The organism is Kocuria rosea (assembly GCF_006094695.1).
GTDB classification, from domain to species: domain Bacteria; phylum Actinomycetota; class Actinomycetes; order Actinomycetales; family Micrococcaceae; genus Kocuria; species Kocuria rosea.
In genome coordinates, this window is the sequence record NZ_CP035103.1 from 978418 (window position 1) to 1001213 (window position 22796).

At 73.4% G+C, this 22796-nt stretch carries 22 protein-coding genes and 1 riboswitch; of the genes, 15 read left to right on the top strand and 7 right to left on the bottom strand.

The window, feature by feature from the left end; translation table 11 throughout:
* Positions 1-39: 39 nt before the first annotated feature.
* Positions 40-615 carry a dCTP deaminase gene (dcd, locus tag EQG70_RS04515; protein ID WP_017832625.1) on the top strand — a complete coding sequence of 192 codons (576 nt, stop codon included), beginning with the start codon at positions 40-42 and terminating at the stop codon, positions 613-615.
* Between the two features lie 79 nt (positions 616-694).
* Here the strand turns inward: dcd and EQG70_RS04520 are convergent, their stop codons facing one another.
* The gene (locus EQG70_RS04520; protein ID WP_109268222.1) at positions 695-2038 is read right to left on the bottom strand and encodes an MFS transporter; all 1344 of its coding nucleotides are present in this window, start codon (positions 2036-2038) and stop codon (positions 695-697) included.
* 265 nt (positions 2039-2303) lie between these two features.
* Between EQG70_RS04520 and EQG70_RS04525 the strand changes: the two genes are divergently transcribed.
* The 10 genes from EQG70_RS04525 (at position 2304) to EQG70_RS04570 (ending at position 12864) form a co-directional block, all read left to right on the top strand.
* Positions 2304-5414 carry a Na+/H+ antiporter subunit A gene (locus tag EQG70_RS04525; protein WP_109268221.1) on the top strand — a complete coding sequence of 1037 codons (3111 nt, stop codon included), beginning with the start codon at positions 2304-2306 and terminating at the stop codon, positions 5412-5414.
* A complete protein-coding gene (locus EQG70_RS04530; protein ID WP_017832622.1) occupies positions 5411-5905 on the top strand; it encodes a Na(+)/H(+) antiporter subunit C in 495 nt (164 codons plus the stop codon). Before EQG70_RS04525 ends, EQG70_RS04530 begins: the two co-directional genes overlap by 4 nt.
* Complete coding sequence (locus tag EQG70_RS04535; protein WP_109268220.1) at positions 5902-7542, top strand: Na+/H+ antiporter subunit D; 1641 nt, start codon at positions 5902-5904, stop codon at positions 7540-7542. Before EQG70_RS04530 ends, EQG70_RS04535 begins: the two co-directional genes overlap by 4 nt.
* On the top strand, positions 7539-8246 hold the full coding sequence (locus tag EQG70_RS04540) for a Na+/H+ antiporter subunit E (RefSeq protein ID WP_035928246.1): 708 nt from the start codon (positions 7539-7541) through the stop codon (positions 8244-8246). Before EQG70_RS04535 ends, EQG70_RS04540 begins: the two co-directional genes overlap by 4 nt.
* Positions 8246-8515, top strand: a complete 270-nt coding sequence (locus EQG70_RS04545; RefSeq protein ID WP_172604427.1) for an MrpF/PhaF family protein — start codon at positions 8246-8248, stop codon at positions 8513-8515. The genes EQG70_RS04540 and EQG70_RS04545 overlap by 1 nt, the downstream gene beginning before the upstream one ends.
* A gap of 5 nt (positions 8516-8520) precedes the next feature.
* Positions 8521-8979 carry a monovalent cation/H(+) antiporter subunit G gene (gene mnhG, locus EQG70_RS18820; protein WP_109221894.1) on the top strand — a complete coding sequence of 153 codons (459 nt, stop codon included), beginning with the start codon at positions 8521-8523 and terminating at the stop codon, positions 8977-8979.
* A gap of 60 nt (positions 8980-9039) precedes the next feature.
* Complete coding sequence (locus EQG70_RS04555; RefSeq protein WP_017832614.1) at positions 9040-9318, top strand: DUF4235 domain-containing protein; 279 nt, start codon at positions 9040-9042, stop codon at positions 9316-9318.
* A gap of 137 nt (positions 9319-9455) precedes the next feature.
* Positions 9456-9575, top strand: a riboswitch (TPP riboswitch).
* A gap of 90 nt (positions 9576-9665) precedes the next feature.
* A complete protein-coding gene (locus tag EQG70_RS04560; RefSeq protein WP_017832613.1) occupies positions 9666-10286 on the top strand; it encodes an ECF transporter S component in 621 nt (206 codons plus the stop codon).
* Entirely contained in the window at positions 10283-12070 is a 1788-nt protein-coding gene (locus tag EQG70_RS04565) for an ABC transporter ATP-binding protein (protein ID WP_244296654.1), read from the top strand. The genes EQG70_RS04560 and EQG70_RS04565 overlap by 4 nt, the downstream gene beginning before the upstream one ends.
* A complete protein-coding gene (locus EQG70_RS04570) occupies positions 12067-12864 on the top strand; it encodes an energy-coupling factor transporter transmembrane component T family protein (protein WP_109268218.1) in 798 nt (265 codons plus the stop codon). The genes EQG70_RS04565 and EQG70_RS04570 overlap by 4 nt, the downstream gene beginning before the upstream one ends.
* A gap of 8 nt (positions 12865-12872) precedes the next feature.
* Here the strand turns inward: EQG70_RS04570 and EQG70_RS04575 are convergent, their stop codons facing one another.
* The 4 genes from EQG70_RS04575 to EQG70_RS04590 all read right to left on the bottom strand — a co-directional run bounded on the left by EQG70_RS04575 (position 12873) and on the right by EQG70_RS04590 (position 16959).
* Positions 12873-13754, bottom strand: a complete 882-nt coding sequence (locus EQG70_RS04575) for an aminotransferase class IV (RefSeq protein WP_109268217.1) — start codon at positions 13752-13754, stop codon at positions 12873-12875.
* A gap of 29 nt (positions 13755-13783) precedes the next feature.
* Positions 13784-14377, bottom strand: a complete 594-nt coding sequence (locus tag EQG70_RS04580) for a uridine kinase family protein (protein WP_017832609.1) — start codon at positions 14375-14377, stop codon at positions 13784-13786.
* A complete protein-coding gene (locus EQG70_RS04585) occupies positions 14374-14901 on the bottom strand; it encodes a low molecular weight protein-tyrosine-phosphatase (protein WP_109268216.1) in 528 nt (175 codons plus the stop codon). The genes EQG70_RS04580 and EQG70_RS04585 overlap by 4 nt, the downstream gene beginning before the upstream one ends.
* Before the next feature lie 84 nt (positions 14902-14985).
* Complete coding sequence (locus EQG70_RS04590; RefSeq protein ID WP_229587875.1) at positions 14986-16959, bottom strand: BCCT family transporter; 1974 nt, start codon at positions 16957-16959, stop codon at positions 14986-14988.
* Between the two features lie 325 nt (positions 16960-17284).
* Between EQG70_RS04590 and dnaK the strand changes: the two genes are divergently transcribed.
* The 4 genes from dnaK (at position 17285) to EQG70_RS04610 (ending at position 21450) form a co-directional block, all read left to right on the top strand.
* Positions 17285-19141, top strand: a complete 1857-nt coding sequence (gene dnaK / locus EQG70_RS04595; RefSeq protein ID WP_031282565.1) for a molecular chaperone DnaK — start codon at positions 17285-17287, stop codon at positions 19139-19141.
* The gene (locus EQG70_RS04600) at positions 19138-19800 is read left to right on the top strand and encodes a nucleotide exchange factor GrpE (RefSeq protein WP_017832605.1); all 663 of its coding nucleotides are present in this window, start codon (positions 19138-19140) and stop codon (positions 19798-19800) included. Before dnaK ends, EQG70_RS04600 begins: the two co-directional genes overlap by 4 nt.
* Positions 19801-19964: 164 nt before the next feature.
* The gene (locus EQG70_RS04605; RefSeq protein ID WP_109268214.1) at positions 19965-21008 is read left to right on the top strand and encodes a DnaJ C-terminal domain-containing protein; all 1044 of its coding nucleotides are present in this window, start codon (positions 19965-19967) and stop codon (positions 21006-21008) included.
* Between the two features lies 1 nt (position 21009).
* A complete protein-coding gene (locus EQG70_RS04610) occupies positions 21010-21450 on the top strand; it encodes a heat shock protein transcriptional repressor HspR (protein ID WP_017832603.1) in 441 nt (146 codons plus the stop codon).
* A 26-nt stretch (positions 21451-21476) separates the two neighbouring features.
* Here the strand turns inward: EQG70_RS04610 and EQG70_RS04615 are convergent, their stop codons facing one another.
* Both EQG70_RS04615 and trmB read right to left on the bottom strand, forming a co-directional pair.
* The gene (locus EQG70_RS04615; protein ID WP_244296657.1) at positions 21477-22004 is read right to left on the bottom strand and encodes a GNAT family N-acetyltransferase; all 528 of its coding nucleotides are present in this window, start codon (positions 22002-22004) and stop codon (positions 21477-21479) included.
* Positions 22001-22792 carry a tRNA (guanosine(46)-N7)-methyltransferase TrmB gene (gene trmB, locus EQG70_RS04620; RefSeq protein WP_035928279.1) on the bottom strand — a complete coding sequence of 264 codons (792 nt, stop codon included), beginning with the start codon at positions 22790-22792 and terminating at the stop codon, positions 22001-22003. Before trmB ends, EQG70_RS04615 begins: the two co-directional genes overlap by 4 nt.
* Between the last annotated feature and the right edge of the window lie 4 nt (positions 22793-22796).

The following is a 22796-nucleotide window of genomic DNA, read 5'->3' on the forward strand; positions in this document are numbered from 1 at the left end:
GCGCGGTCCGGCGCCCGGCCGTGCGATACCTTGGGGACCGTGCTGATCTCTGACCGCGACATCCGCCGGGAGCTCGACGGCGGCCGGGTCGTCCTCGAGCCCTACGATCCCGCCCTGATCCAGCCCGCCAGCATCGACGTGCGGCTGGACCGCTGGTTCCGGCTCTTCGACAACCACAAGTACGCGCACATCGACCCGTCCGTGGAGCAGCCGGAGCTCACCCGGCTCGTGGAGGTCGACCCCGAGGAGGCCTTCGTGCTGCACCCGGGGGAGTTCGTGCTCGGCTCCACCTACGAGAAGGTGACCCTCCCGGACGACATCGCCGCCCGTCTCGAGGGGAAGTCCTCGCTGGGGCGCCTGGGCCTGCTGACCCACTCCACGGCGGGGTTCATCGACCCGGGCTTCTCGGGGCACGTCACGCTCGAGCTGTCCAACATGGCCACGCTGCCGATCAAGCTGTGGCCGGGCTCCAAGGTGGGCCAGCTGTGCTTCTTCCGGCTGTCCTCGCCCACGGAGCACCCGTACGGCTCCGGCGCCTACGGCAACCGGTACCAGGGGCAGCGCGGACCCACGGCCTCGCGCAGCCACCTCGGGTTCTCCCGCACCCGCATCTGACCCCGCACGGCCCGGCCGCGCCCGGCGGTGTGCCGGCGCCCCGCGGCCCGTGAACCGGCGGGCCCACGAACCGGTCGGCTCACGAACCGCCGGCGCCGTGGTGGGGGGACGCCGCGGTCTTCGGGTCGCGCGCACGCAGCAGCAGGAGCAGGCCGGCGCCGACCACCAGGAGGATCCCGAGGATCCCCCAGCGCTGCGCGCCGAGCACGGAGACGAACACCGCGAACAGGGTGGGCGCCAAGAAGCTCACGGCCCGCCCCGTGGTGGCGTAGAGGCCGAACAGGGCGCCCTCCTCGCCGGTCCGCGTGAGCCGGCCGAGGAACGTGCGGGAGGCGGACTGCGCGGGGCCCACGAACAGGCACAGCAGCAGCCCGCAGACCCAGAACGCCGCCGTGCCCTCGAGGAACAGCAGCGGGGTCCCGGCCAGCAGGATGCCGACGAGCGACGCCACGATGACGCGCTTGGGCCCCACCCGGTCGTCGAGCCGCCCGCCCACGAGGGCGCCCGCCCCGGCCGCCACGTTGCCGACGATCGCGAAGACGATGACCTCGCTCAGGGTGAAGCCGAACGTGCCGGCCGCGATGACGCCGCCGAAGGTGAACACCGCGTTGAGCCCGTCCCGGAACACGGCGGAGGAGAGCAGGAACCACAGCGTCTGCGGGGCGTCACGGTACAGCTCCCGCAGGGTCTGCCACAGCTGGCGGTAGGAGCGGGCCACGGACGGGCGCGGTCCCCGGCGGGTGGGGCGGATCTCGGGCACCACCAGCAGGACGGGGATCGAGAACAGCGCGATCCACAGCCCCGAGAACAGGGCCACGGCCCGCACGTTGAGGGCGTCCTCCTCGGGGATGCCGAGCAGGCCCGGGGTGATGAACCCGAACAGCACGATCGTCAGGGCCACGATCCCGCCGAAGTAGCCCATGGCCCAGCCCTGGCCGCTCACCCGCCCGATGTGCTCGCGGCCCGCGATCCCCGGCAGCATCGCGTTGTAGTTGACCACCGCGAACTCGTCGAAGACGTTGGCCAGCGCCAGCAGGCCCACCCCGAGGTAGAGGTACGGCTGGTCGGGGAGGACCAGGAAGCACAGGGCCGTGAGCAGCGCCGTGAGCATCGTGTTGATCCCGAGCCACAGCTTGCGCCGCCCCGCGCCGTCGCTGCGCTGGCCCACCACGGGGGCCAGCAGGGCCACCACCACGCCGGCGGCCCCGATCCCGTAGCCCAGCACCTCCGAGGCGTGGTCCTCCCCGCCGAAGGGGGCGCTCGTGAGATAGACGGTGAACACGAACGTGGTCATCACGGCGTTGAAGGCGGCGGATCCGGCGTCCCACAGGCTCCAGGCCCACACGTGCGAGCGGCGCGGCACGAACGCCGTCGCCGGGAGGGAGGGGACGGGGGCGGGAGGGCCGGGGGGCGTGGCGTCCATGGCAGTCATGCTAGGCCCGCGGTGCCCGTCGCGGAGGGCGGCCTCGCCGGAGGACCGCCCGGCAATCCGGGTTCCGCCCAGGAAACCGTCCGGGAACGTACAGGTGCTGTCAGGACATGCGAGCGGGAGCGGCAACACCCCTTTGATAGGGTGGAACACCCGGGTGCGCCCCGGCCACCCCGTGCTCGCACAGGTCCTCCGTGCCCGCGTCCGGGCCCCTCGACGCCCGCCCGCCGATCTCTTCCCCGACCCCCGGAGGCGCCTGATGACCGCTGTGCTCCTGCTCCACGCAGTGGTGGCCGCGGTCGCGCCCCTGCTGTTCGCACGGATGGGACGCAGCGCCTTCTACCTCCTGGCGGCGGTCCCGTTCGCCGGCTTCCTGTGGCTGCTGGGCTCCGGCCCGCGGGTCTACGGCCCGGAGGGCGGCTGGACCGAGGGCGGGGAGTGGATCCCGTCCCTGCGCCTGGACCTGGTGCTGCGCATGGACGCCCTCTCGTGGACGATGTCCCTGCTCGTGCTCGGCGTGGGCTCCCTGGTGCTGTTCTACTGCGCCCGCTACTTCAAGTCCGGCGCGAGCGGCATCGGCGGCTTCGGCGCGCAGCTGCTCGCCTTCGCGGGCGCCATGTTCGGCCTGGTGACCGCCGACGACATGCTGGTGCTGTTCGTCTTCTGGGAGATCACCACCGTCCTGTCGTTCCTGCTCATCAGCTACAGCCGGACCCGCCTGTCCGCCCGGCGCGCGGCGCTGCAGGCCCTCGTGCTCACCACCGCCGGCGGCCTGGCCATGCTGGTCGGCATCGTGATGCTGGGCCAGGCCGCGGGCACCTACCGGATCTCCGAGGTGCTCGCGGCGGCCCCCGAGCTGGCGCAGCGCGGGACCGTGGTGGACGTGGCGATCCTCCTGCTCCTCGTCGGCGCCGTGACGAAGTCCGCGCTGATCCCGCTGCACTTCTGGCTGCCGGCCGCGATGGCCGCGCCCACCCCGGTGTCCGCGTACCTGCACGCCGCCGCGATGGTCAAGGCCGGCATCTACCTGGTGGCCCGCTTCGCCCCGGGCTTCGCCGAGACGGCGCTGTGGCAGCCGACCATCGCGGTGCTGGGGCTGGGCACCATGCTCTTCGGCGGCTGGGCGGCCCTGAAGCAGTACGACCTGAAGCTGATCCTCGCCTACGGCACCGTCAGCCAGCTCGGCTTCCTCATGGTCATCGTGGGCCGCGGCTCCGCGGACACGGCGCAGGCGGGCATGGCCATGCTCCTCGCGCACGGGCTGTTCAAGGCCACGCTGTTCCTCGTGGTCGGGATCATCGACCACCGGGCGGGCACCCGGGACATCCGCCGCCTGTCGGGGCTCGCCGGCCGCGTGCCCGTCCTGTTCGCCGTCTCGCTCGTGGCCGCGGCGTCCATGGCCGGGCTGCCCCCGCTGGCCGGCTTCGTGGCCAAGGAGGCCGTGCTGACCGCCTTCGCCCACGACGTCGAGGGCACGGCGGGGACCGTGGTGCTCGCCGGGCTCGTGGTCGGCTCCGTGCTGACCTTCGCCTACAGCGCCCGGTTCGTGTGGGGCGGGTTCGCCCACAAGTCCGCCGAGTTCTCCGAGCTCGACGCCGGGGTCGGCGGCAGGGCCGTGGTCAGCGACATGCATCGGGTCGAGCCCGCGTTCCTCGCCGCGCCGCTCGTGCTCTCCGTCCTCACGGTGGTCCTCGGCCTCTGGCCCCAGCCGGTCGACGCGATGCTGCAGCCCTACGTCGACCAGTTCCCGGCCGTGGAGCACGACTTCTACCTGGCCCTGTGGCACGGGTTCACCCCGGCCCTCGGGCTCTCCGCCCTCATCGTCGCGGGCGGGATCCTGCTCCACCGCTTCCGGAGCCAGGTCGCGGACCTCCAGCGGGCCCTGCCGTCCCTGCCCCCGGGGGAGCTCCTCTACCGGCGGGTCGTCAACGTGCTGGACTTGGCCGCCGTGTGGATCACCGGCCGCACCCAGCGCGGTTCGCTCATGTTCTACCTCTCGGTCATCCTGATCACGGCGATCGTCGTGCCGCTGGTGGCGCTGATCGCGGAGGAGACCCCGCCCCTGGGGGCGCTGCGGGTCTCCGACGGCCCCGGGCAGCTGATCGCCGGCGTGGCCATGGTCGTCGCGGCCCTGCTGGTGCCCCTGGCCCGCAAGCGCTTCCTCGCGGTGCTGCTCGTGTCGGTCACGGGCTACGGGCTGGCCCTCATCTTCGCCCTGCAGGGCGCACCGGACCTCGCCCTGACGCAGACGCTCGTCGAGACCATCCTGCTCGTGGCGTTCGTGCTCGCCCTGCGCTCGCTGCCCGCCCCCCTGTGGCACCGCAACCCGGCCGGGCGCCGGCTGCTGCGCGGCACCATCGCGGTCACCTTCGGGCTGTTCATGATGGCGCTCGCGGCCTTCAGCATCTCCTCCCGCACGGCCGACCCGATCTCCCTGGAGCTGCCCCGCATGGCCTACGAGCTCGGCGACGGCCAGAACGTCGTCAACGTGATCCTCGTGGACATCCGCGCGTGGGACACGTTCGGGGAGATCTCCGTGCTCGTGCTCGCCGCCACCGGGGTGGCCTCCCTGATCTTCGTCACGGGTCGCGGGGACCGCATCGTCCGCTCCGGGGACGATCCCACCACCGACCAGCTGCGGGTGATCCGGCGGCGCAACGCCGCGGCCGTCTCGCCCGGCGGCGAGCCCCTGGAGGTGGGGCTGGCTCGCCGCGACGACGACCTCGAGGACCCCTACCTGCTCGCCGGGCGGACGATGGCCCCCGAGCGGCGCTCGATCGTCTTCGAGGTCGTCACCCGGCTGCTGTTCCACACGTTCATGATGGTCTCCCTCTACCTGCTGATCGCCGGGCACAACGACCCCGGCGGAGGGTTCGCGGGCGGTCTCATGGCCGGCCTCGCCCTGACCGTGCGCTACCTCGCGGGCGGGCGCTACGAGCTGGAGCTGGCCACGCCGATCAACGCGGGCACGATGCTCGGGACGGGCCTGGCGCTCGCCGCGCTCTACGCCGTCACCCCGGTGTTCTTCGGCGGGTCGGTGATGCAGAGCTACACCTTCGAGGCCGAGCTGCCACTCTTCGGGGCGGAGAAGTTCGTGACCGCCCTGATCTTCGACATCGCGGTCTATCTCATCGTGGTGGGGCTCATCCTGGACATCCTGCGCTCGCTCGGCGGCCGGATCGACCAGCGGATCGAGGAGGACGCGGTCCGCCGGCGGCGGCGCACCCCTGGACGCGGCACGCGCATCCGCGTCACGCGGCAGCGGAAGGTGTCCGCCGGCGCCCCCGCGGGAGCGACCGCGGCGGCCTCCGCGACATCGCCGACCGCGATCGCCCGGATCCGTACCGACGGAGGGAACGAGCACCGATGACCGTGAACCTGACCCTGCTGGTCGTGATGGGCGTGCTCTACGCCGTGGGCGTGTACCTGCTGCTCGAGCGCTCGCTCACCCGCGTGCTGCTCGGGCTGATGCTGCTGACCAACGGCACGAACCTGCTGATCCTGCACGCCGGCGGGGCCGCCGGGTCCGCGCCCCTGTACGAGGGGTCGATCGCCGCGGAGGACTACAGCGACCCGCTGCCCCAGGCCCTCATCCTCACCGCCATCGTGATCTCCCTCGCCGTCACCGCGTTCCTGCTGGGCATGATCTACCGGTCCTGGGTCCTCGGGCGCCGGGACGAGATCCAGGACGACGTCGAGGACCGGCGCGTGGCGCGGCAGTCCTCCTACGACATGGAGGACGACGCCGACGTCCCCGCCGACACCACGGAGTTCGACGACGCCCCACGGCCCCAGGACCCCGGTGAGTCCCTGGAGACCCCGGGTGTGCGCGGCGTCGACGAGTGGGGAGGGAGGCGGTGACCGTCGACTTCGCCCAGCTGGCCCCCCTGGCCGTCATCATCCCGTTCCTCGGGGCGGCCCTGAGCCTCCTGCTCCTGCGGCGCAACGCCCTCCAGCGGACCGTGGCCATCGGCTCGCTCGTGCTCACCCTCGCGGTCGAGGCGCTCATCCTCGGGACCACGTGGAACCTCGGCCCGCAGGCCGTCCACCTCGGCGGCTGGGAGGCGCCCTGGGGCATCGTCATGGTCGTGGACCAGCTCTCGTCCCTGATGCTCGTGGTCTCCACGGTCGTCTCCCTCGCCGTGCTCGTCTACGCGAGCGGGCAGGGCGTGGCCGACGGCGACGAGGAGGGGCCGATCTCGATCTTCCACCCCTCCTTCCTGATCCTCGTGGCGGGGGTCTCCAACGCCTTCCTCGCCGGGGACCTGTTCAACCTCTACGTGGGGTTCGAGATCCTGCTGACCGCGTCCTACGTGCTCATGACGATGGGCGGGACCGTGCAGCGGATCCGCACCGGCGTGACCTACGTGGTGGTCTCGGTGATCTCCTCCGTGCTGTTCCTGATCACCATCGCGATGATCTACGCGGCCACGGGCACCATCAACATGGCCGATCTCTCGGTCAAGCTCGAGGGCCTGCCGGTGGGGACGCAGATGCAGCTGCACCTGATGCTGCTCATCGCGTTCGGCATCAAGGCCGCGGTCTTCCCGCTGTCCTTCTGGCTCCCGGACTCCTACCCGACCGCCTCCGCGCCCGTGACCGCCGTGTTCGCCGGCCTGCTGACCAAGGTGGGCGTGTACTCGATCATCCGCACCGAGACCGTGCTCTTCCCCGGGGAGCGGCTCGACGACCTCCTGATGTGGGTCGCGCTGCTCACCATGGTGGTCGGCATCCTGGGCGCGCTCGCGCAGATCGACATCAAGCGCATGCTGTCCTTCACCCTGATCAGCCACATCGGGTACATGATCTTCGGGGTGGCCGTGGGCACCCAGGAGGCGCTCTCCGCCACGGTCTACTACGTGGCCCACCACATCGTGATCCAGACGAGCCTGTTCCTCGTGGCCGGGCTGATCGAGCGCCGCGGGGGGTCCACCAACGTGGACCGGCTGGCCGGGATGGCCAAGATCTCGCCGCTGCTCGCGCTGCTCTACCTCGTGCCCGCGCTCAATCTCGGCGGGATCCCGCCGTTCTCCGGCTTCCTGGGCAAGACCGGTCTGCTGCAGGCCGGCGTGGACCAGGGCGACGGGCTGGCCTACGCCCTCGTCGCCGGCTCCGTGGCGGTGTCCCTCCTGACCCTGCTCGCCATGATCCGGGTGTGGAACCGCGTGTTCCTGCGCGCCCCGGAGGACGCGGAGTACCCGGACCCCATCCTGCTGGCCCCGGTGCCCGCCGGCTCCCGGTTCCTGCTGACCTCGGGTGCCGTCGACGACCAGGCGGGCCGCTTCGCGGGCAAGGGCGACGTGCGCCTGATGTCCCCCTCGATGCTGGGCGGGGCCTCGGCCCTCGTCGCCGCGGGGGTGGCCCTGACCGTGTTCGCCGGGCCGCTGTTCCAGCTCGCGGACAACGCCGCGGAGAACCTCGTCCGCCCCGAGCGCTACGTCGAGGCCGTGCTGGACCCCGCGTCCGCGCCGCGGCCCGTCGTGGAGGAGGCCCCGTGACCCGCCCCAAGAATTCCCTGCTCGTCGAGCTGCCGCTGCTGGTGTGGCTCGTGGTGGTGTGGGGCGCCCTCTGGGGCGACTTCGGCCCCGGCAACCTGCTGGTCGGGCTGGTCCTGGCCCTGCTCGTCACCTGGGTGCTCTACCTGCCGCCCGTCCAGCTGTCCGGCCGGTTCAACCCGTTCCAGTTCGCCCTCTTCGCCGTGACGTTCGTGTGGCAGGTCGCCAAGGCGAGCTTCGAGGTGATGCTCATTGCGATCCTCGTGGGCCCGCGGGCCCGCAACGCCGTGGTCGGCGTCCAGCTGCGCACGCGCTCCGACCTGCTCCTGACGGCCACCGGCCACACCATGACCCTGATCCCGGGCTCGCTCGTGGTGGAGGTGGACCGGGCCTCCGGCACGCTGTACTTCCACGCGCTCAACGTCCGCAGCGCTCAGGAGGCCGAGGACTTCCGCCGGTCCGCCCTCCGGGTGGAGGCGGCCTGGATCCGGATCATGGGCACCCCGGAGGAGCTCGCCGCCCTGCGGGCCGAGCGGGGCGGCGGACGGGCCTCCGGCACGGACCGGCCGGACAGCGCCGCGCTCAGCTCGCCGATCACCGCGAGCCTGCAGATCGTGGGCCGCCGCCGGGACGAGGTGCCCACCGGGTCCCCGGCGGACGCCCCGGGATCCACCCCCACCGACACCCACGAGGAGGACCACCCGTGATGCAGATCGCTGTGGCCGTCGCGGCCGTGCTGCTCAGCGCGGCCGCCGCGGGCACCCTCTACCGCCTCGCCAAGGGCCCCTCCCTGCTGGACCGTGTGGTGGCCACGGACGTGCTGCTGGCCATCGTCGCGGCCGCCCTCGCCGTGGACATGGCCTACCACGGCCACCTCAACAACCTGATCCTCATGGTGATCGTCTCGCTGGTCGGGTTCATCGGCTCCGTGACGGTGGCGCGCTTCGCCACCCAGACCGCCGAGCACGGGCGGTGAGCGCCGTGCTGGACACTGTCCTGGACGCCGCCGCGGCCGTGTGCCTCGTGGTCGGCGCGCTCATGTCCCTCGCCGCAGGGATCGGCCTGGTCCGCTTCCCGGACCTCCTGACGCGCATGCACGCCGGCACCAAGCCCCAGGTCTTCGGGCTGCTCCTCATGCTCACGGCAGTCGCCCTCGAGAACCGCGAACCCGTCATGATCCCGCTCATCGCCCTCGGCTGGATCTTCCAGCTGCTCACCGTGCCCGTCTCGGCGCACATGGTGGGACGCTCGACGTACCGCACCAAGCACCTGAACCGGACCACGCTGACCCAGGACGACCTGCAGAAGGTCCTCAACCGCGCCGCGGAGGGCGGGGCGGAGGGCTCCGCGGAGGGCGTCGCCGCGGGACCGCCGGTGCCGAGCCCGGACGGCCGGCGGGCGGACGGACAGCAGACTGACGGATCGCCGGGGACGCGTTAGGCTGGGCAGGATCGACAGGGCGCACCCGCGTCCCCCTCGGACGACAAGGAGCAGCACTCCATGAACACCAAGGTCCTCGAACTCGTGGGCACCGGCCTCTCGCTCGGCGGCGTGGCGCTCTCGCACAAGGTGCTCGGCGCGGCGTGGACGCGCATCACCGGCGACCCGCCCCCCGCCAAGAACCCGGACCCGGACGAGGCCTGGACGGGCATCATCATCTGGTCGCTCGTCACCGGTCTCGTGGGCACCGTCATCAAGGTCGGCATCTCCCGCCAGATCGCGAAGATGGAGAACAGGCCGCGGACGAACCCCAAGGCCTCGAGCCAGGCCGAGGTCTGAGGCCCGGCGAGCACCTCGCTCAGGGGCCCGTCCGGCCGGACACCGCACCGGTGTCCGGCCGGACGGGCCCCTGCGTCGTTCACCGGCCGTGCGCCGGCAGTGCACGGGGCGGGCGGGGGAGGGGTAGACTCGGTGCCACTGAACGACAGGGGAGCGCCCCGCCGGTGAGACCGGCGCGGCGCTGAGAGTGCGGATCGCCGCAGACCCTCGAACCTGCTCCGGTTAGCACCGGCGAAGGGAGTCGAGCATCTCAGGGGTGCTTCCCCGGGAACGCGCCACCGGCGCGGCCCGCGGAACCCCGTCCCCTCCTGGCACCGACGGCTCGCTGAGCCCAGGAGGAACCCACCGTGAACACCACCACCCACCGCCCCGCCCGCCGCCCCGGCACGTCCCGCGCGTCGTCCTGGCGCGTCGTCGACATCGTCGTGGCCGCCGTCCTCGCCGCCGTGTGCGCGGTCGTCTTCTGGGCGTGGTCGAACCTGCTCTACCCCGTGGTCGGCACGGCCGCGGTCGCCTACCCGCCCGCCGTGGGGCTGATCGCCGGCGGCTGGCTCGTGGCCGGCGTGCTCGGCGGGCTGATCATCCGCAAGCCCGGCGCCGCGCTGTTCTGCGAGCTGCTCGCCGCCGTGATCGAGAGCTTCCTGGGCACCCACTTCGGTCTGCTGGTCGTGCTCTCCGGTCTCGTCCAGGGCATCGGCGCGGAACTGGCCTTCGCCGCCTTCCGGTACCGCCGGTTCGACGCCCTCGTGGCGGCCGTGGCGGGCGCCGTGAGCGGGATCTTCCTCGGCGTCCACGAGAACATCGTCTACAACTACGAGTGGGCGCTGAGCCACCAGGTGGTCTACGTGGTCCTGACGGCCGTCTCCGGGGCGGTGCTCGCGGGCCTGCTGATGCAGGCCGTGGTGCGGGCCCTCGCGGCCACCGGCGTGCTGCAGGGCCTCGCGTCGGGGCGGGCCGTGCGGCGATGACGGCTCCCACGACCCCGGACCCCGTGGTGCCCGCCGGCCGCGGGGCCCGGGTCGAGGCCCGCGGCTTCGGCTGGCACCACCCCGGGCGGGACGCGGCGGCGCTGCGCGGCCTGGACCTCGTGGTCGAGCCGGGGGAGCGCGTGCTCCTGCTGGGACCCAGCGGGGCGGGCAAGTCCACCCTCCTGCACGCCCTGGCGGGAGTCCTCCACGACGACGACGGGCAGTCCGCCTCCGGCGAGCTGCTGCTCGACGGCATGCCGCCGGAGCAGGCGCGCGGCCGGGCCGGGCTCGTGCAGCAGGACCCCGAGTCCCAGGTGGTGCTGTCCCGGATCGGGGACGACACCGCCTTCGGCCTCGAGAACCTCGCGGTGCCCCGGGAGCAGATCTGGCCGCGGGTGCGCGCGGCGCTCGACGACGTGGGGCTGGACCTCCCCCTCGACCACTCCACCGCGGCCCTGTCCGGCGGGCAGAAGCAGCGCCTGGCGCTCGCGGGCGCCGTGGCCATGAGCCCCGGGCTGCTGCTGCTCGACGAGCCGACCGCCAACCTGGACCCCGCCGGCGTGCGGCGGGTCCGCGACGCGGTGGTGTCCTGCCTCGACCGCAGCGGCGCCACGCTCGTGGTCGTGGAGCACCGTGTCGCCGTGTGGGCCGAGGTCGTGGACCGCGTCGTCGTGCTCGGCCGGGACGGGGGCATCACCCACGACGGCGCCCCGGGCCGGGTGCTCGGCGCCGCGGCCGACGAGCTCAGCGGCGCGGGGGTGTGGGTGCCCGGCCGGGTGCCGGCCACGCGTGCGCCCGCTCGCCCCGCCGCGGGGCCCGGTGCCGGTTCCGCCGGGGGTCCCGCCGGAACCCGGGCCGCCGGCTCCGGGACGGACGGCGCACCGCTGCTGAGCGCCACCGGTCTGGGCGTCTCGCGCAGCCAGCCCTCGACGCGGCAGCTGCGCGCCCGGCGGCGGGCGCGGCGGCGCGGCCGCCCGCTGGACGACGCCGCCGCGGGCCGGGACCTCCCCACGGCGGTGGCCGACGTGGAGCTGACCCTGCGCCGCGGCCGCGCGCTCGCGCTGACCGGGCCGAACGGCGCCGGCAAGTCCACGCTCGCGCTGACGCTGGCGGGTCTGCTCGCCCCCGTGCGCGGCACCGTGCGGGCCCACCCGGTCCTCGACCGCGGCGCGGGACCCGACCCGCTCGAGTGGAGCGGCCGGGAGCTCGTGGCCCGCGTGGGGACGGTCTTCCAGGAGCCCGAGCACCAGTTCCTGCGCGCCACCGTGCGGGCCGAGCTCGAGCTCGGCCCCCGGCTGGCCGGCACGCCGGTGGCCGAGCGGGAGCGCCGCACGGACGAACTGCTCCGCCGGCTGCGGCTCTCGCACCTGGCCGACGCCAACCCGTTCACCCTCTCCGGGGGCGAGAAGCGGCGGCTGTCCGTGGCCACGGTGCTCGCCACGGACCCGGACGTGCTGGTGCTCGACGAGCCGACGTTCGGTCAGGACGCCCTGACGTGGGCGGAGCTCGTGGACCTGCTCGTGGAGCTCGTCGACGCCGGCACGGCGGTCCTCGCCGTGACCCACGACGAGGACTTCGTGCGGGCGCTCGGCGCCGAGGTGCTGGCGCTGGGCACCCCGAGCGAGCGGGGCCGCGCCGCTCGCACGGCACCGGCGGCGGAAGGAGCGCCGGCCGTTCCTGCCGTGCGGTCCGCGGCCGCGGCCGGGAGTGCCCCGGCCGCTCCGGCGGCGCCGGGCGCCGGCGCGGTGCGGGGCGTCCTCGCCCGGCGGGAGCCCGTCCGGTGAGCGCCGCCGCGATCGCGCCGTCGGCCCGGACCTCGCTGCTGGGGCGGACGAACGCGGTGGTCAAGCTGACCGGGGCGCTGCTGCTGACCGTGGTGCTGCTGCTCAGCGCGGACCCCGTGACGTCGGGGACCGTGCTGCTGGGCGAGGTGCTGCTGCTGGCGCTGGCCGGTCAGCGCCCGCTCGCGCTGCTGCGCCGGGCGTGGCCGGTGGTCGTGGCGGCGCTCGTGAGCGGGTGGGGCACGGCCCTGCTCGCCGAGGACTCCGGGCCGGTGCTGCTCGACCTGGGGGTCACCGGGATCTCGTCCGGCTCGGTGGCCGCGGGGGCGGCGATCGCCCTGCGTGGGCTGGCGCTGGCGCTGCCCGGGCTGATGCTGGTGCTCACCACGGATCCCACGGACCTCGCCGACGGCCTCGCCCAGACGCTGCGCCTGCCGGCCCGCTTCGTGCTCGCGTCCCTGGCCGCGCTGCGGCTGGTGGGGGTGATGGTCTCCGAGTGGGCCACGCTGGCGATGGCGCGGCGGGCGCGCGGGACGGGGTCCGGGCACGGTCCGGTGGGCGCGCTGCGGGAGTTCGGCGGCCAGGCCTTCACGCTGCTGGTGCAGTCCCTGCGACGGGCCACCCGGCTGTCGGTCACCATGGAGGCCCGCGGCTTCGGTGCGGGTCCGCGCACGTGGGCCCGCGTCCCGGGGTACTCCTGGCGGGACGCGGCGGTCCTCACGGGCTGCGCGGCGGCCGCCGCGGCGGGCCCGGCGGTGTCCGTCCTGCTCGGGACGCACCGGTTCATCTGGGCCTGAGCGAAGGATCAGGCCTGCTGGACCCAGCTCGTGACGAGCCTCGTCAGGTCCGGGTCCACCGGCAGCGGCTGGTGGTCGAGCCGGCGCACCGGCACCGCGAGCCGGACGCTGGAGACCAGCCACACGGCGTCGGCCTCCATGAGGTCCGCCGGGTACAGGGGTCCGTAGCCGAGCGCCCAGCCGTCCCGGCGGGCGGCGGCGAAGATCTTGGCCTGCGTGGTGCCGGGCAGGATCCCGTGCGAGGGCTCCGGCGTCAGCAGGGTGCGGCGGCCGGCGCGCACCCGGGCGCAGACCACGGAGGACGTCGCGCCCTCCAGGACCCTGCGCCCCTCCGTGGTGAAGACCGCCTCGTCCGCGCCGAGGGAGCGGGCGTGGCGCAGGGCGGCCATGTTGATCGCGTAGGAGAGCGTCTTGGCCCCGGGGAGCAGCCACGGGTACCCGGCGTCCTGGGCGGGGTCGTGGCCGCGCGGCAGCAGCACCGCGGTCACGCCGTCCCGGCGCTGCCGGAACGTCGTCTCCGGCACGGGGCTCACCACGATCCAGGACCACGGGCCGTCCGCCGGGGTGCCGCGGCTGATCACCACCTTGACGGCGTGCTCGGCGCCCAGTCCGCCGTCCCCGCCGGGGGCGGCGTGGGCGAGCGCCAGCTCCACCGCCCCGCGCACGTCCCGCGCCGACGGCACGGGCAGCTGCGCCAGCCGCGCGGAGGCCGACAGCCGCTGGTGGTGGGCCTCGAACTTCTGCACGAGCCCGTCGACGGCGCGCATGGTCTCGAAGACACCGTCACCGCGGGTGAGCCCCTGGTCGTCGATCCGCACGAGCGGGACGGACGGATCGGCGAGGACGCCCTCCGGGTGGGCGGCGTCGAGGACGACGACGGTGCTGGTCACGGATCCTCCTGTCGGTGCGGCCGCGGGGCTCAGCAGACCGGGCCGGGGTGCAGGATGTCCACCTGTTCCCAGACGTGGTCCTCCGCCAGGTAGGCGTCCTCCTGGGCGGCCCAGCGGTCCCAGTGCTCGGCGTAGTAGGAGCCGTCACGGCTCAGCGCGCGGTCGTAGCGCAGGGCGGTGGGCAGCTCGACCCACACGGAGACGTCCAGCAGCTCCCGGGCCTCGGCGCTGCACGCGCCGACGCCCTCCAGGATCACGACCTCCGCCACACGGGTCAGCCGCGGGGTCCCCGGGGAGCCGGTGACCCAGTCCCAGGCGCTCCACTCGGCGTCCCGGCCCTGGTCGAGGGGTGTGAGGACCTCGTCCACGTAGGTGCGGCGGCCGGGGCCGAGCCCGTCCCAGCCCGGGTAGAGGTCCTCGAGGTGGAAGAGCGTCACGTCCCGCACCGGGCGCAGCACCGCGGCGAGCTGCTCGGCGAGGCTGGTCTTGCCGGCCCCCGAACGCCCGTCGATGCCGATGAGGTAGGGGCGGCGGGTGGGGGAGGGGAGCAGCCGCGCCAGGTTGGTGCCGGCGGGGTGGGCCGCGGCGAGCGCCGGATCCAGCTCGAGCTCGATGTCGATCACGCGCGCCCGGCGTCCTGCGCGGATTCCCGGTCGGCGCCGAGCTCCCGGGCGACGGCGCGGACCACGCCCGGCACGGCGGCGTCGATCATGCCCCAGGTGGACTCGAAGTCCTCGGGGCCCCCGTACCAGGGGTCGTAGATCCCCAGGTCGCCGTGCTCGAGATTCTCGACGGCGGGGTCGAACTCCCGCAGCAGCCGCACCTTGGCGGCGGCGGACCGGTCCGGTGCGAGCGCCCGCAGGCGCTGCCAGTGCACCACGTCCAGGGCGAGCACGAGGTCCCGGTCGCCGAAGCGGACGGGGTCGAAGACCTGGGCCGCGTGCGCGGAGGCGTCGAGCCCCTCGCGGCGCAGGAGGTCGCCGGCGCGGGGGTCCACGGGGTTGCCGAGCTCCTCGTCGCTGACGCCGGCCGAGTCGATCCGCACGCGCCCGGCCAGTCCTGCGGCCTCGAAGGCGCGGCGCAGGGCGAACTCCGCCATGGGCGAGCGGCAGATGTTGCCGGTGCACACGGCCACGATCGAATACATAGCGCGCAGTCTAAGCCGTCCGGTCCCGGCACGAGAAGTGCGGCCGCCGCCCGAGGGGGCGACGGCCGCACGGCGCGGGTCCGGTCAGGACCGGCGGACGGTCGGGTCGAGCGGTCGCTGCTCGTCCGGGTCCAGTCGTTCCTGACCGGCGTCCGGGCGCTCCGGCTCCTGGTCGGCCTGCTGGCCGGAGCTCGAACCGGTCTCCGCGGCGAGGTCGATCTCCTCGCCGTTCTCGTCGACCCGCCGGTACCAGTCGGTGACGGCCGGGTCGTGGGAGTCGAAGGTCTCGCCGGCGGCACGGGCGCCGGGGGCGTGCTCCACCTGGAGGGCGAAGTCGTCGCCGTGCTCCTCGATGCCGTGGATCACGGCCTTGCGCACCGCCGTGAGGGCGAACGCGTGGCGGATCGTGGCGGGGTCGCTGCGCAGGTCCTTGTAGAAGGCGACCATGAGGAAGGCGACGATCACCGCGAACGGCAGGGCCGAGACGGTCACGAGGTTCTGCATCCCGGTCAGGGCGTCGTCGCCGCCCACGAGCATCATGACCGTTGCGATGCCGCCGAGGCACAGGCCCCAGAACACGACGATCGGACGGTTCGGCTCGGGCTGGCCCCGCTGGGACAGGGTGCCCATGACGATGGACGCGGAGTCCGCGCTGGTCACGAAGAAGATGCCGATGACGACCATGGCGAGCACCGACGTGATCGCGCCGAAGGGCAGGGCGTCGAGCATGCCGAACAGCGCGGCCTCCTGGCCGCCCGCGGCGGCCAGGTCGGTCCCGGTGCGCTGGAGGTACATGGACGTGCCGCCGATGACCACGAACCAGAGCACGCACATCGAGGAGGGGACCACGAGCACCACGGTCACGAACTGGCGCAGCGTGCGGCCGCGGGAGATCTTGGCGATGAACATCCCGACGAACGGGGACCAGGACAGCCACCAGGCCCAGTAGAAGACGGTCCAGCCGCCGGCGAAGGCGGTGGCGTCCTCGCCCCAGCCGCCGGTCTGCCCGGTCATCCAGAGGTACTCCTGCAGGTAGGTGCTGAACACGGCGGGGACCAGGTCCAGGATCAGGACGGTGGGCCCGGCCACGAACACGAACAGGGCGAGCAGGAACGCCAGCAGCAGGTTCGTGTTGGAGAGGTAGCGGATGCCGCGGGCCACGCCGGAGACCGCGGAGACCACGAAGGCGGCGGTGAGGACGGCGATGATCGCGATGAGCCCGCCGTTGCCGAGCGGTCCCCAGCCCGCGACGATCTCGAGGCCCCGGGAGATCTGCAGCGCGCCGATCCCGAGCGAGGCGGCGGTGCCGAAGAGGGTCGCGAAGATGGCGAACACGTCGATGAGCCGGCCCAGGCCGCCCTCGGCGCGCCGCTGGCCGATCAGCGGCACGAAGATCCGGCTGATGAGCGGGGAGCGTCCGCGCCGGTAGGCGCCGTACGCGACGGCCGCGCCGACCACGGCGTACATGGCCCAGGGGTTGAGACCCCAGTGGAAGGCGGTCTGGACGAGGGCGTAGACGGTCATCTCCTCGGAGCCGGGCTCCGCCCCGAAGCCGGGGACGCCCGCGCCGAAGTGGCTCAGCGGCTCGGAGGCGCCGTAGAACATCAGGCCGATGCCCATGCCGGCGGCGAAGAGCATGGCGAGCCACGAGAAGAAGGAGTACTCGGGCTTCTCGTCGTCCATGCCCAGGGGGATCCGCCCGGTCCGGGTGAAGCCGACCACGAGCATGAACAGCACGGCGGCCGTGGACAGGGCGGTGAAGAACCACCCGGTGTTGCCGGTCACCCAGCCCAGGGCCGCGGTGGAGGCGGCCGTCAGGGACTCGGTGGAGAGCACGCCCCAGGCGATGAACCCCACGATCAGCGCGGCGGTGACGGTGAAGACCACCTTGTCCGTGCCGTAGTTCAGCTTCTGGTCCTCGACGGCGATGCCGGGGACGAGGGCGGGGTGGATGCCGTGCGGGTAGTTGATCTCGCGCAGCACCTCCCGCGGCTTCGGCCGGCGGGAGCCGTCGGCCTCACTGGACGGATGCGGCGAATGGGGTGGCGTGGTGCTCACGGTGGCTCCTGAGGTGTCGGGGTGCGTGCGGTGTCGTGTCGGTGCGTGCGGTGACGTGCGGGGCGGACCCGGGGGTGTGGCGGTGGCCCGCGGGAGCGGGCACAAACACTCCACGGTATCCGACGTCCCGTCCCAGCGGGAGGGAGTGCGCGGCGTCTCACATCCCCGGCACCCCGGGTTGAGTCGATGTGGCTCAACTTAAGTTGACATCAGCGGCTCACGTGGCAGACTTGAGCCAGGAAAACTCAAGAACTGAGACCTCCGGGACCCCAACGGGGCCGGTACGGCCCGCCCGGTTCAGCTCGACCCGAAGGAGAACACGCCCATGTCTCGTGCAGTAGGAATCGACCTCGGCACCACCAACTCCGTGGTGTCCGTGCTGGAGGGCGGCGAGCCCACCGTCATCGCCAACGCCGAGGGCAACCGGACCACGCCGTCCGTCGTCGCCTTCTCCAAGGACGGCGAGACCCTGGTGGGCGACATCGCCAAGCGCCAGGCCGTCACCAACGTGGACCGCACGATCGCCTCGGTGAAGCGCCACATGGGCACCGGGTGGTCCACCGACATCGACGGCAAGAAGTACACGCCGCAGGAGATCTCGGCGCGCATCCTGATGAAGCTCAAGACCGACGCCGAGTCCTACCTCGGCGACAAGGTCACCGACGCCGTGATCACCGTCCCGGCGTACTTCAACGACGCCGAGCGCCAGGCCACCAAGGAGGCCGGTGAGATCGCCGGCATGAACGTGCTGCGCATCGTCAACGAGCCCACCGCCGCGGCGCTCGCCTACGGCCTGGAGAAGGGCAAGGAGGACGAGCTCATCCTGGTCTTCGACCTCGGCGGCGGCACCTTCGACGTCTCCCTGCTGGAGGTCGGCAAGGACGAGGACGACTTCTCCACCATCCAGGTCCGCTCGACCGCCGGCGACAACCGCCTCGGCGGCGACGACTGGGACCAGCGCGTGGTCGACTGGCTGCTGGCGCAGGTGAAGTCGAAGACCGGCGCGGACCTGTCCAAGGACAAGATCGCCCTGCAGCGCCTGAAGGAGACCGCCGAGCAGGCCAAGAAGGAGCTGTCCTCCGCGACCAGCACCAGCATCTCCCTGCAGTACCTGTCCGTGACCCCGGAGGGCCCGGTGCACCTGGACGAGCGCCTCACCCGCGCCAAGTTCGAGGAGCTCACCCGGGACCTGCTCGAGCGCACCGAGAAGCCGTTCAAGGACGTCATCGCCGAGGCCGGCATCTCCGTGTCCGACATCGACCACGTGGTGCTGGTGGGCGGCTCGACCCGCATGCCCGCCGTCGCGGAGACCGTCCAGCGCCTGGCCGGCAAGGAGCCCAACAAGGGCGTGAACCCGGACGAGGTCGTCGCCGTCGGCGCCGCGATCCAGGCGGGCGTGCTCAAGGGCGACCGCAAGGACGTGCTGCTGATCGACGTGACCCCGCTGTCGCTGGGCATCGAGACCAAGGGCGGCGTGATGACCAAGCTCATCGAGCGCAACACGGCGATCCCCACCAAGCGGTCCGAGACCTTCACCACCGCCGAGGACAACCAGCCGTCCGTGTCCATCCAGGTCTTCCAGGGCGAGCGCCAGTTCACCCGGGACAACAAGAATCTGGGCACCTTCGAGCTGACCGGCATCGCCCCCGCCCCGCGCGGGATGCCGCAGATCGAGGTCACCTTCGACATCGACGCCAACGGCATCGTGCACGTCTCCGCGAAGGACAAGGGCACCGGCACCGAGCAGTCGATGACCATCACGGGCGGGTCCTCCCTCTCCAAGGAGGACATCGACCGGATGGTCAAGGACGCCGAGGCCAACGCCGAGGCGGACCGGGTGCGCCGCGAGGCGGCCGACCTGCGCAACAACGCGGAGCAGCAGGCGTACTCCGTCGACAAGCTTCTGAAGGACAACGACGAGAAGCTGCCCGCGGACGTCAAGTCCGAGGTGCAGGCGGACGTCGACGCCCTGAAGAAGGCGCTCGAGGGCGAGGACGAGGACGCCGTGAAGTCGGCCTACGACAAGCTGCAGCAGTCCCAGACCAAGCTCGGCGAGGCCCTTTACGCGCAGTCGCAGACCGAGGGCGCCGAGGGCGCCCCGGGTGCGGGCGCCACCGGTGCCACCGGTGACGAGGACATCGTCGACGCCGAGGTCGTCGACGACGAGGACGAGAAGAAGTGAGCATGCCCGACCCCACGCCAGGACCCGACGAGAACGCGGACGACCACGGCGCCGGGAGCGTTCCCGGCGACCACGCCGCGCACCCCGGCGAGCAGTCCGCGCAGGACTCCGGCGCCGGCGCCCGCGAGGAGGCCGGGCCGGAGGGCCTGACGGTGGACGACATCCTCTCGACGCCACAGTCGACGGAGGCGGAGTCCGGGGACGCCGCACCGGCGCCGGCCGCCGCGGAGGACTCCCCGGCGGCGGCCCTCGCCGAGGAGCGGCTCGAGGAGCTGCGCCGGCTGCAGGCCGAGTTCGTGAACTTCAAGCACCGCACGGCGCGCGAGAAGGAGCAGCTGCGGACCTTCGTGACGGGCGACCTCCTGCAGACGCTGCTGCCGGTGTTCGACGACATCGACGCGGCCCGGCAGGCGGGCGACCTCACCGACGGCCCGTTCGCGGCGATCGCGAACAAGCTCGAGGAGACCCTCGTGCGGCACGGGCTGGTGCGCCTCGGGGAGGTCGGGGAGAAGTTCGACCCCAACGTCCACGAGGCGGTGCTGCAGCAGCCCACGAGCGAGGTCGAGCCGGACCAGGTCTCGATGGTGCTGCGCTCCGGCTTCCGGATCGGCGAGCGCGTGGTGCGGCCGGCCCAGGTCGCCGTCGCGGTCGCCGAGTGAGGCCGGACCCGGCCTGATCCCGGCGACGTCAGGGGAGGCCCGTCCCTCGGGCCTCCCCTGACCCGTCCACCCGTCCCCGGCGCCGCGGCGCCGGGGACGACCCCCGGACCACCACCGGGTCCTGCTCCGCAGGACCCCGACCGGCCCCACAGAAAGGAGGCGTCATGGCCAGCCAGGACTGGATCGACAAGGACTTCTACAGCATTCTCGGCGTCTCCAAGGACGCGTCCGCCGCCGACGTCAAGAAGGCCTACCGCAAGCTCGCCCGCCAGTACCACCCGGACCAGAACCCGGGGGACACGGAGGCCGAGCAGCGGTTCAAGGACATCACCGAGGCGAACTCCGTACTCTCCGACCCCGAGGAGCGCAAGCAGTACGACGCGATCCGCGCGATGGGCTCCGGGGCGCGCTTCACCGCCGGCGGCCCCGGCGGCGCCGGGGGCTCGGCCAACTTCGAGGACCTCTTCGGCGACATCTTCGGCGGAGGCGGCGGAGGCGGCGGAGGACGCCGCCGCCGCACGACCTACTCCACCGGCGGCGCGGGCGGCGCGGGCGGCGCGGGCGGCCCGGGCGGGTTCGAGGACCTGTTCGCCCAGTTCGGCGGTCAGACCGGGTACGGGGCGCCGGGCGGCTACGGCGGCTACCAGGCCCCGCCGGCGCGCGGGGAGGACATCCGGACGGAGACGACCATCCCGTTCCGCTCCTCGGTGCACGGCACCACGGTCAAGCTGCGCCGGGGCAACGGCCAGGAGACCACGGTGCGGATCCCGCGCGGCGTGCGCGACGGTCAGAAGCTCAAGCTCGCCGGCAAGGGCCACTCGGGTGCAGGCGGCGCCGGCGACCTCTACGTCACCGTCCACGTGACCCCGCACCCCTTCTTCCGGCGCGTCGAGGGCACGGACGACGTCGAGGTCACCGTGCCGATCACGTTCCCCGAGGCGGCCCTGGGCGCCACCATCGAGGTGCCCGTGCTGGACGGCGGCACCGTGCGCGTGAAGGTCCCGGCGGGCACGTCCTCGGGCCGGCGCTTCCGCGTCAAGGGGCGCGGGTTCGGCACGGCCAAGGGCACGGGCAACCTGATCGTGACGGTCGAGGTGCACGTGCCGGCCGAGCTTGACGAGCAGGCGCAGGCCGCCGCCAGGGCGTTCGCCGAGGCGACCGCGGACGAGGACCCCCGGGCCCGCCTGGCCGAGAAGGCACGGGTGTGAGATGGCACTGGACGCCGACCAGCCGCTGTTCGTGATCTCCGTGGCCGCGGAGATCGCGGAGATGCACCCGCAGACGCTGCGCCAGTACGACCGGCTCGGCCTCGTCAGGCCGTCCCGGGCCCCCGGCCGCGCCCGCCGCTACTCGCAGCGCGACATCGAGAAGCTGCAGCAGATCCAGGTGCTGTCCCAGCAGGGCGTGTCCCTCGAGGGCATCCGGCGCATCCTCCAGCTGGAGAACCAGGTCGCGGCCCTGCGGTCGCGGGTGGCGGAGCTGTCCCGGGAGCTCGAGGACGCCCGGGACCGGGCCGAGGAGTCCTCGCGGATCTTCGCCGCCGGCGTCGGCGGGGACGTGGTGCGCATGGCCCGCGGCGCCCGCCCCCGGGCCCGCAAGATCTCGCAGGCCGTGGTGCTGTACCGGCCCCCGCGCCAGCAGGAGCGCTGAGCCGCACCGGCGCCCGGGCCGGGCGGTCAGCGCAGGTGCTTCTCGAAGCCCACGTCGTACACGCCGCCCGGATAGACCCGGGCGGTCCCGGGCAGCAGGACGTACCCGCTGCTGCGGTACAGGGCGGCCGCCTCCGGCTGGCGGCTGCCCGTGGTGAGGTGGATGCGCCGGTAGCCCGCCGCGGCGGCGAGCCGCTCGAGCTCGGCCAGGACCCGCCGCGAGATCCCCCGCCGGCGGTGCGCCGGGGCGGTCCACACCCGTTTGAGCTCCGCCGTGGCGTCGTCGTGCCGGCGGAACGCGCCGCCGCCCACCGTCGTGCCGCCCTCGAGGAGGAGCAGGAGCGCTCCGGCGGGAGCGGTGAAGTCGTCGACGGGGTGCTCGGCCATCTCCTCCGCCCCGATCTCGGGACCGTAGCGCTCCACGTACTCGTGGTGCAGGCCCTCGAGCAGCGGCTGCGTGCGGGGATCGCCCGGGGGCACGACGACGAAGCCGTCCCGCTCCGCGCCGGGCACTGCGGGCACGCCGTTGCGCTCCGCGCCGGGGACGGCGCTCACGCCGTCCGGCGGTAGACGAGGTCGCGGGGGACGCGGCCCGCCTCCTGCGCCTTGCGCTCGAAGCTCGTGAGGACCCGTCCCTCCCAGCGCGGGGCCCATCCGGTGTCCGGGTGCTCGTCGTCGGCGAGCGGGCCCGGGTGGACGTTCTCGAACTGCGGGGACGCGTCGAGGACCTCGCGCATCACCAGGGCGTACTCCTGCCAGTCCGTGGCGAGCCGCCACAGCCCGCCCGGGACGAGCACCCGGGCGGCGAGCTCGGCGAACGCGGGGGAGACCAGGCGCCGCTTGTGGTGGCGGGTCTTGTGCCAGGGGTCCGGGAAGAACACCCACAGCTCGTCGACCGAGGCCGGGGCGAGCATGTGCTCCAGGACCTCGGGCGCGTTGGCCTGCGCCACGCGGACGTTGTCCACCCCGGCCTGGGCCGCCTTGAGCAGCAGATCCGCGATCCCGGGCTTGTACACCTCGACGGCGAGGTAGTTCCGCGCCGGGTCCTGGGCGGCGGCGTGCACGACCGCCTCGCCGAGCCCGGAGCCGACCTCCACGACCAGCGGCGCCTCGCGCCCGAAGGCCGCGGCCGCGTCGAACTCGTGGTCGGGGTGGACGGAGGTGTCCGTGCGCACGCGCGGGACGTCGAGCACCCGGGTGGGCGCCCAGTCGTCCCAGGCCTTCTGGCGGCGGGCGGTGAGGCGGTCGCCGCGGCGCACGAAGGAGTACGGCCGGCGGTGGAACGCCTCGGGGACGGGGCCCTGTGCGGGGCCCTCGGCGGGGGAAGGGGTGTGCTCGCTCATCGCC

Excerpts from the sequence above, each read along its gene's own strand:
- EQG70_RS04520 (WP_109268222.1), bottom strand. The coding sequence starts at position 2,038 with ATGGACGCCACGCCCCCCGGCCCTCCCGCCCCCGTCCCCTCCCTCCCG.
- EQG70_RS04525 (WP_109268221.1), top strand. The coding sequence starts at position 2,304 with ATGACCGCTGTGCTCCTGCTCCACGCAGTGGTGGCCGCGGTCGCGCCC.
- EQG70_RS04530 (WP_017832622.1), top strand. The coding sequence starts at position 5,411 with ATGACCGTGAACCTGACCCTGCTGGTCGTGATGGGCGTGCTCTACGCC.
- EQG70_RS04545 (WP_172604427.1), top strand. The coding sequence starts at position 8,246 with ATGCAGATCGCTGTGGCCGTCGCGGCCGTGCTGCTCAGCGCGGCCGCC.
- EQG70_RS04555 (WP_017832614.1), top strand. The coding sequence starts at position 9,040 with ATGAACACCAAGGTCCTCGAACTCGTGGGCACCGGCCTCTCGCTCGGC.
- EQG70_RS04565 (WP_244296654.1), top strand. The coding sequence starts at position 10,283 with ATGACGGCTCCCACGACCCCGGACCCCGTGGTGCCCGCCGGCCGCGGG.
- EQG70_RS04585 (WP_109268216.1), bottom strand. The coding sequence starts at position 14,901 with ATGTATTCGATCGTGGCCGTGTGCACCGGCAACATCTGCCGCTCGCCC.
- dnaK (WP_031282565.1), top strand. The coding sequence starts at position 17,285 with ATGTCTCGTGCAGTAGGAATCGACCTCGGCACCACCAACTCCGTGGTG.
- EQG70_RS04605 (WP_109268214.1), top strand. The coding sequence starts at position 19,965 with ATGGCCAGCCAGGACTGGATCGACAAGGACTTCTACAGCATTCTCGGC.
- EQG70_RS04610 (WP_017832603.1), top strand. The coding sequence starts at position 21,010 with ATGGCACTGGACGCCGACCAGCCGCTGTTCGTGATCTCCGTGGCCGCG.
- trmB (WP_035928279.1), bottom strand. The coding sequence starts at position 22,792 with ATGAGCGAGCACACCCCTTCCCCCGCCGAGGGCCCCGCACAGGGCCCC.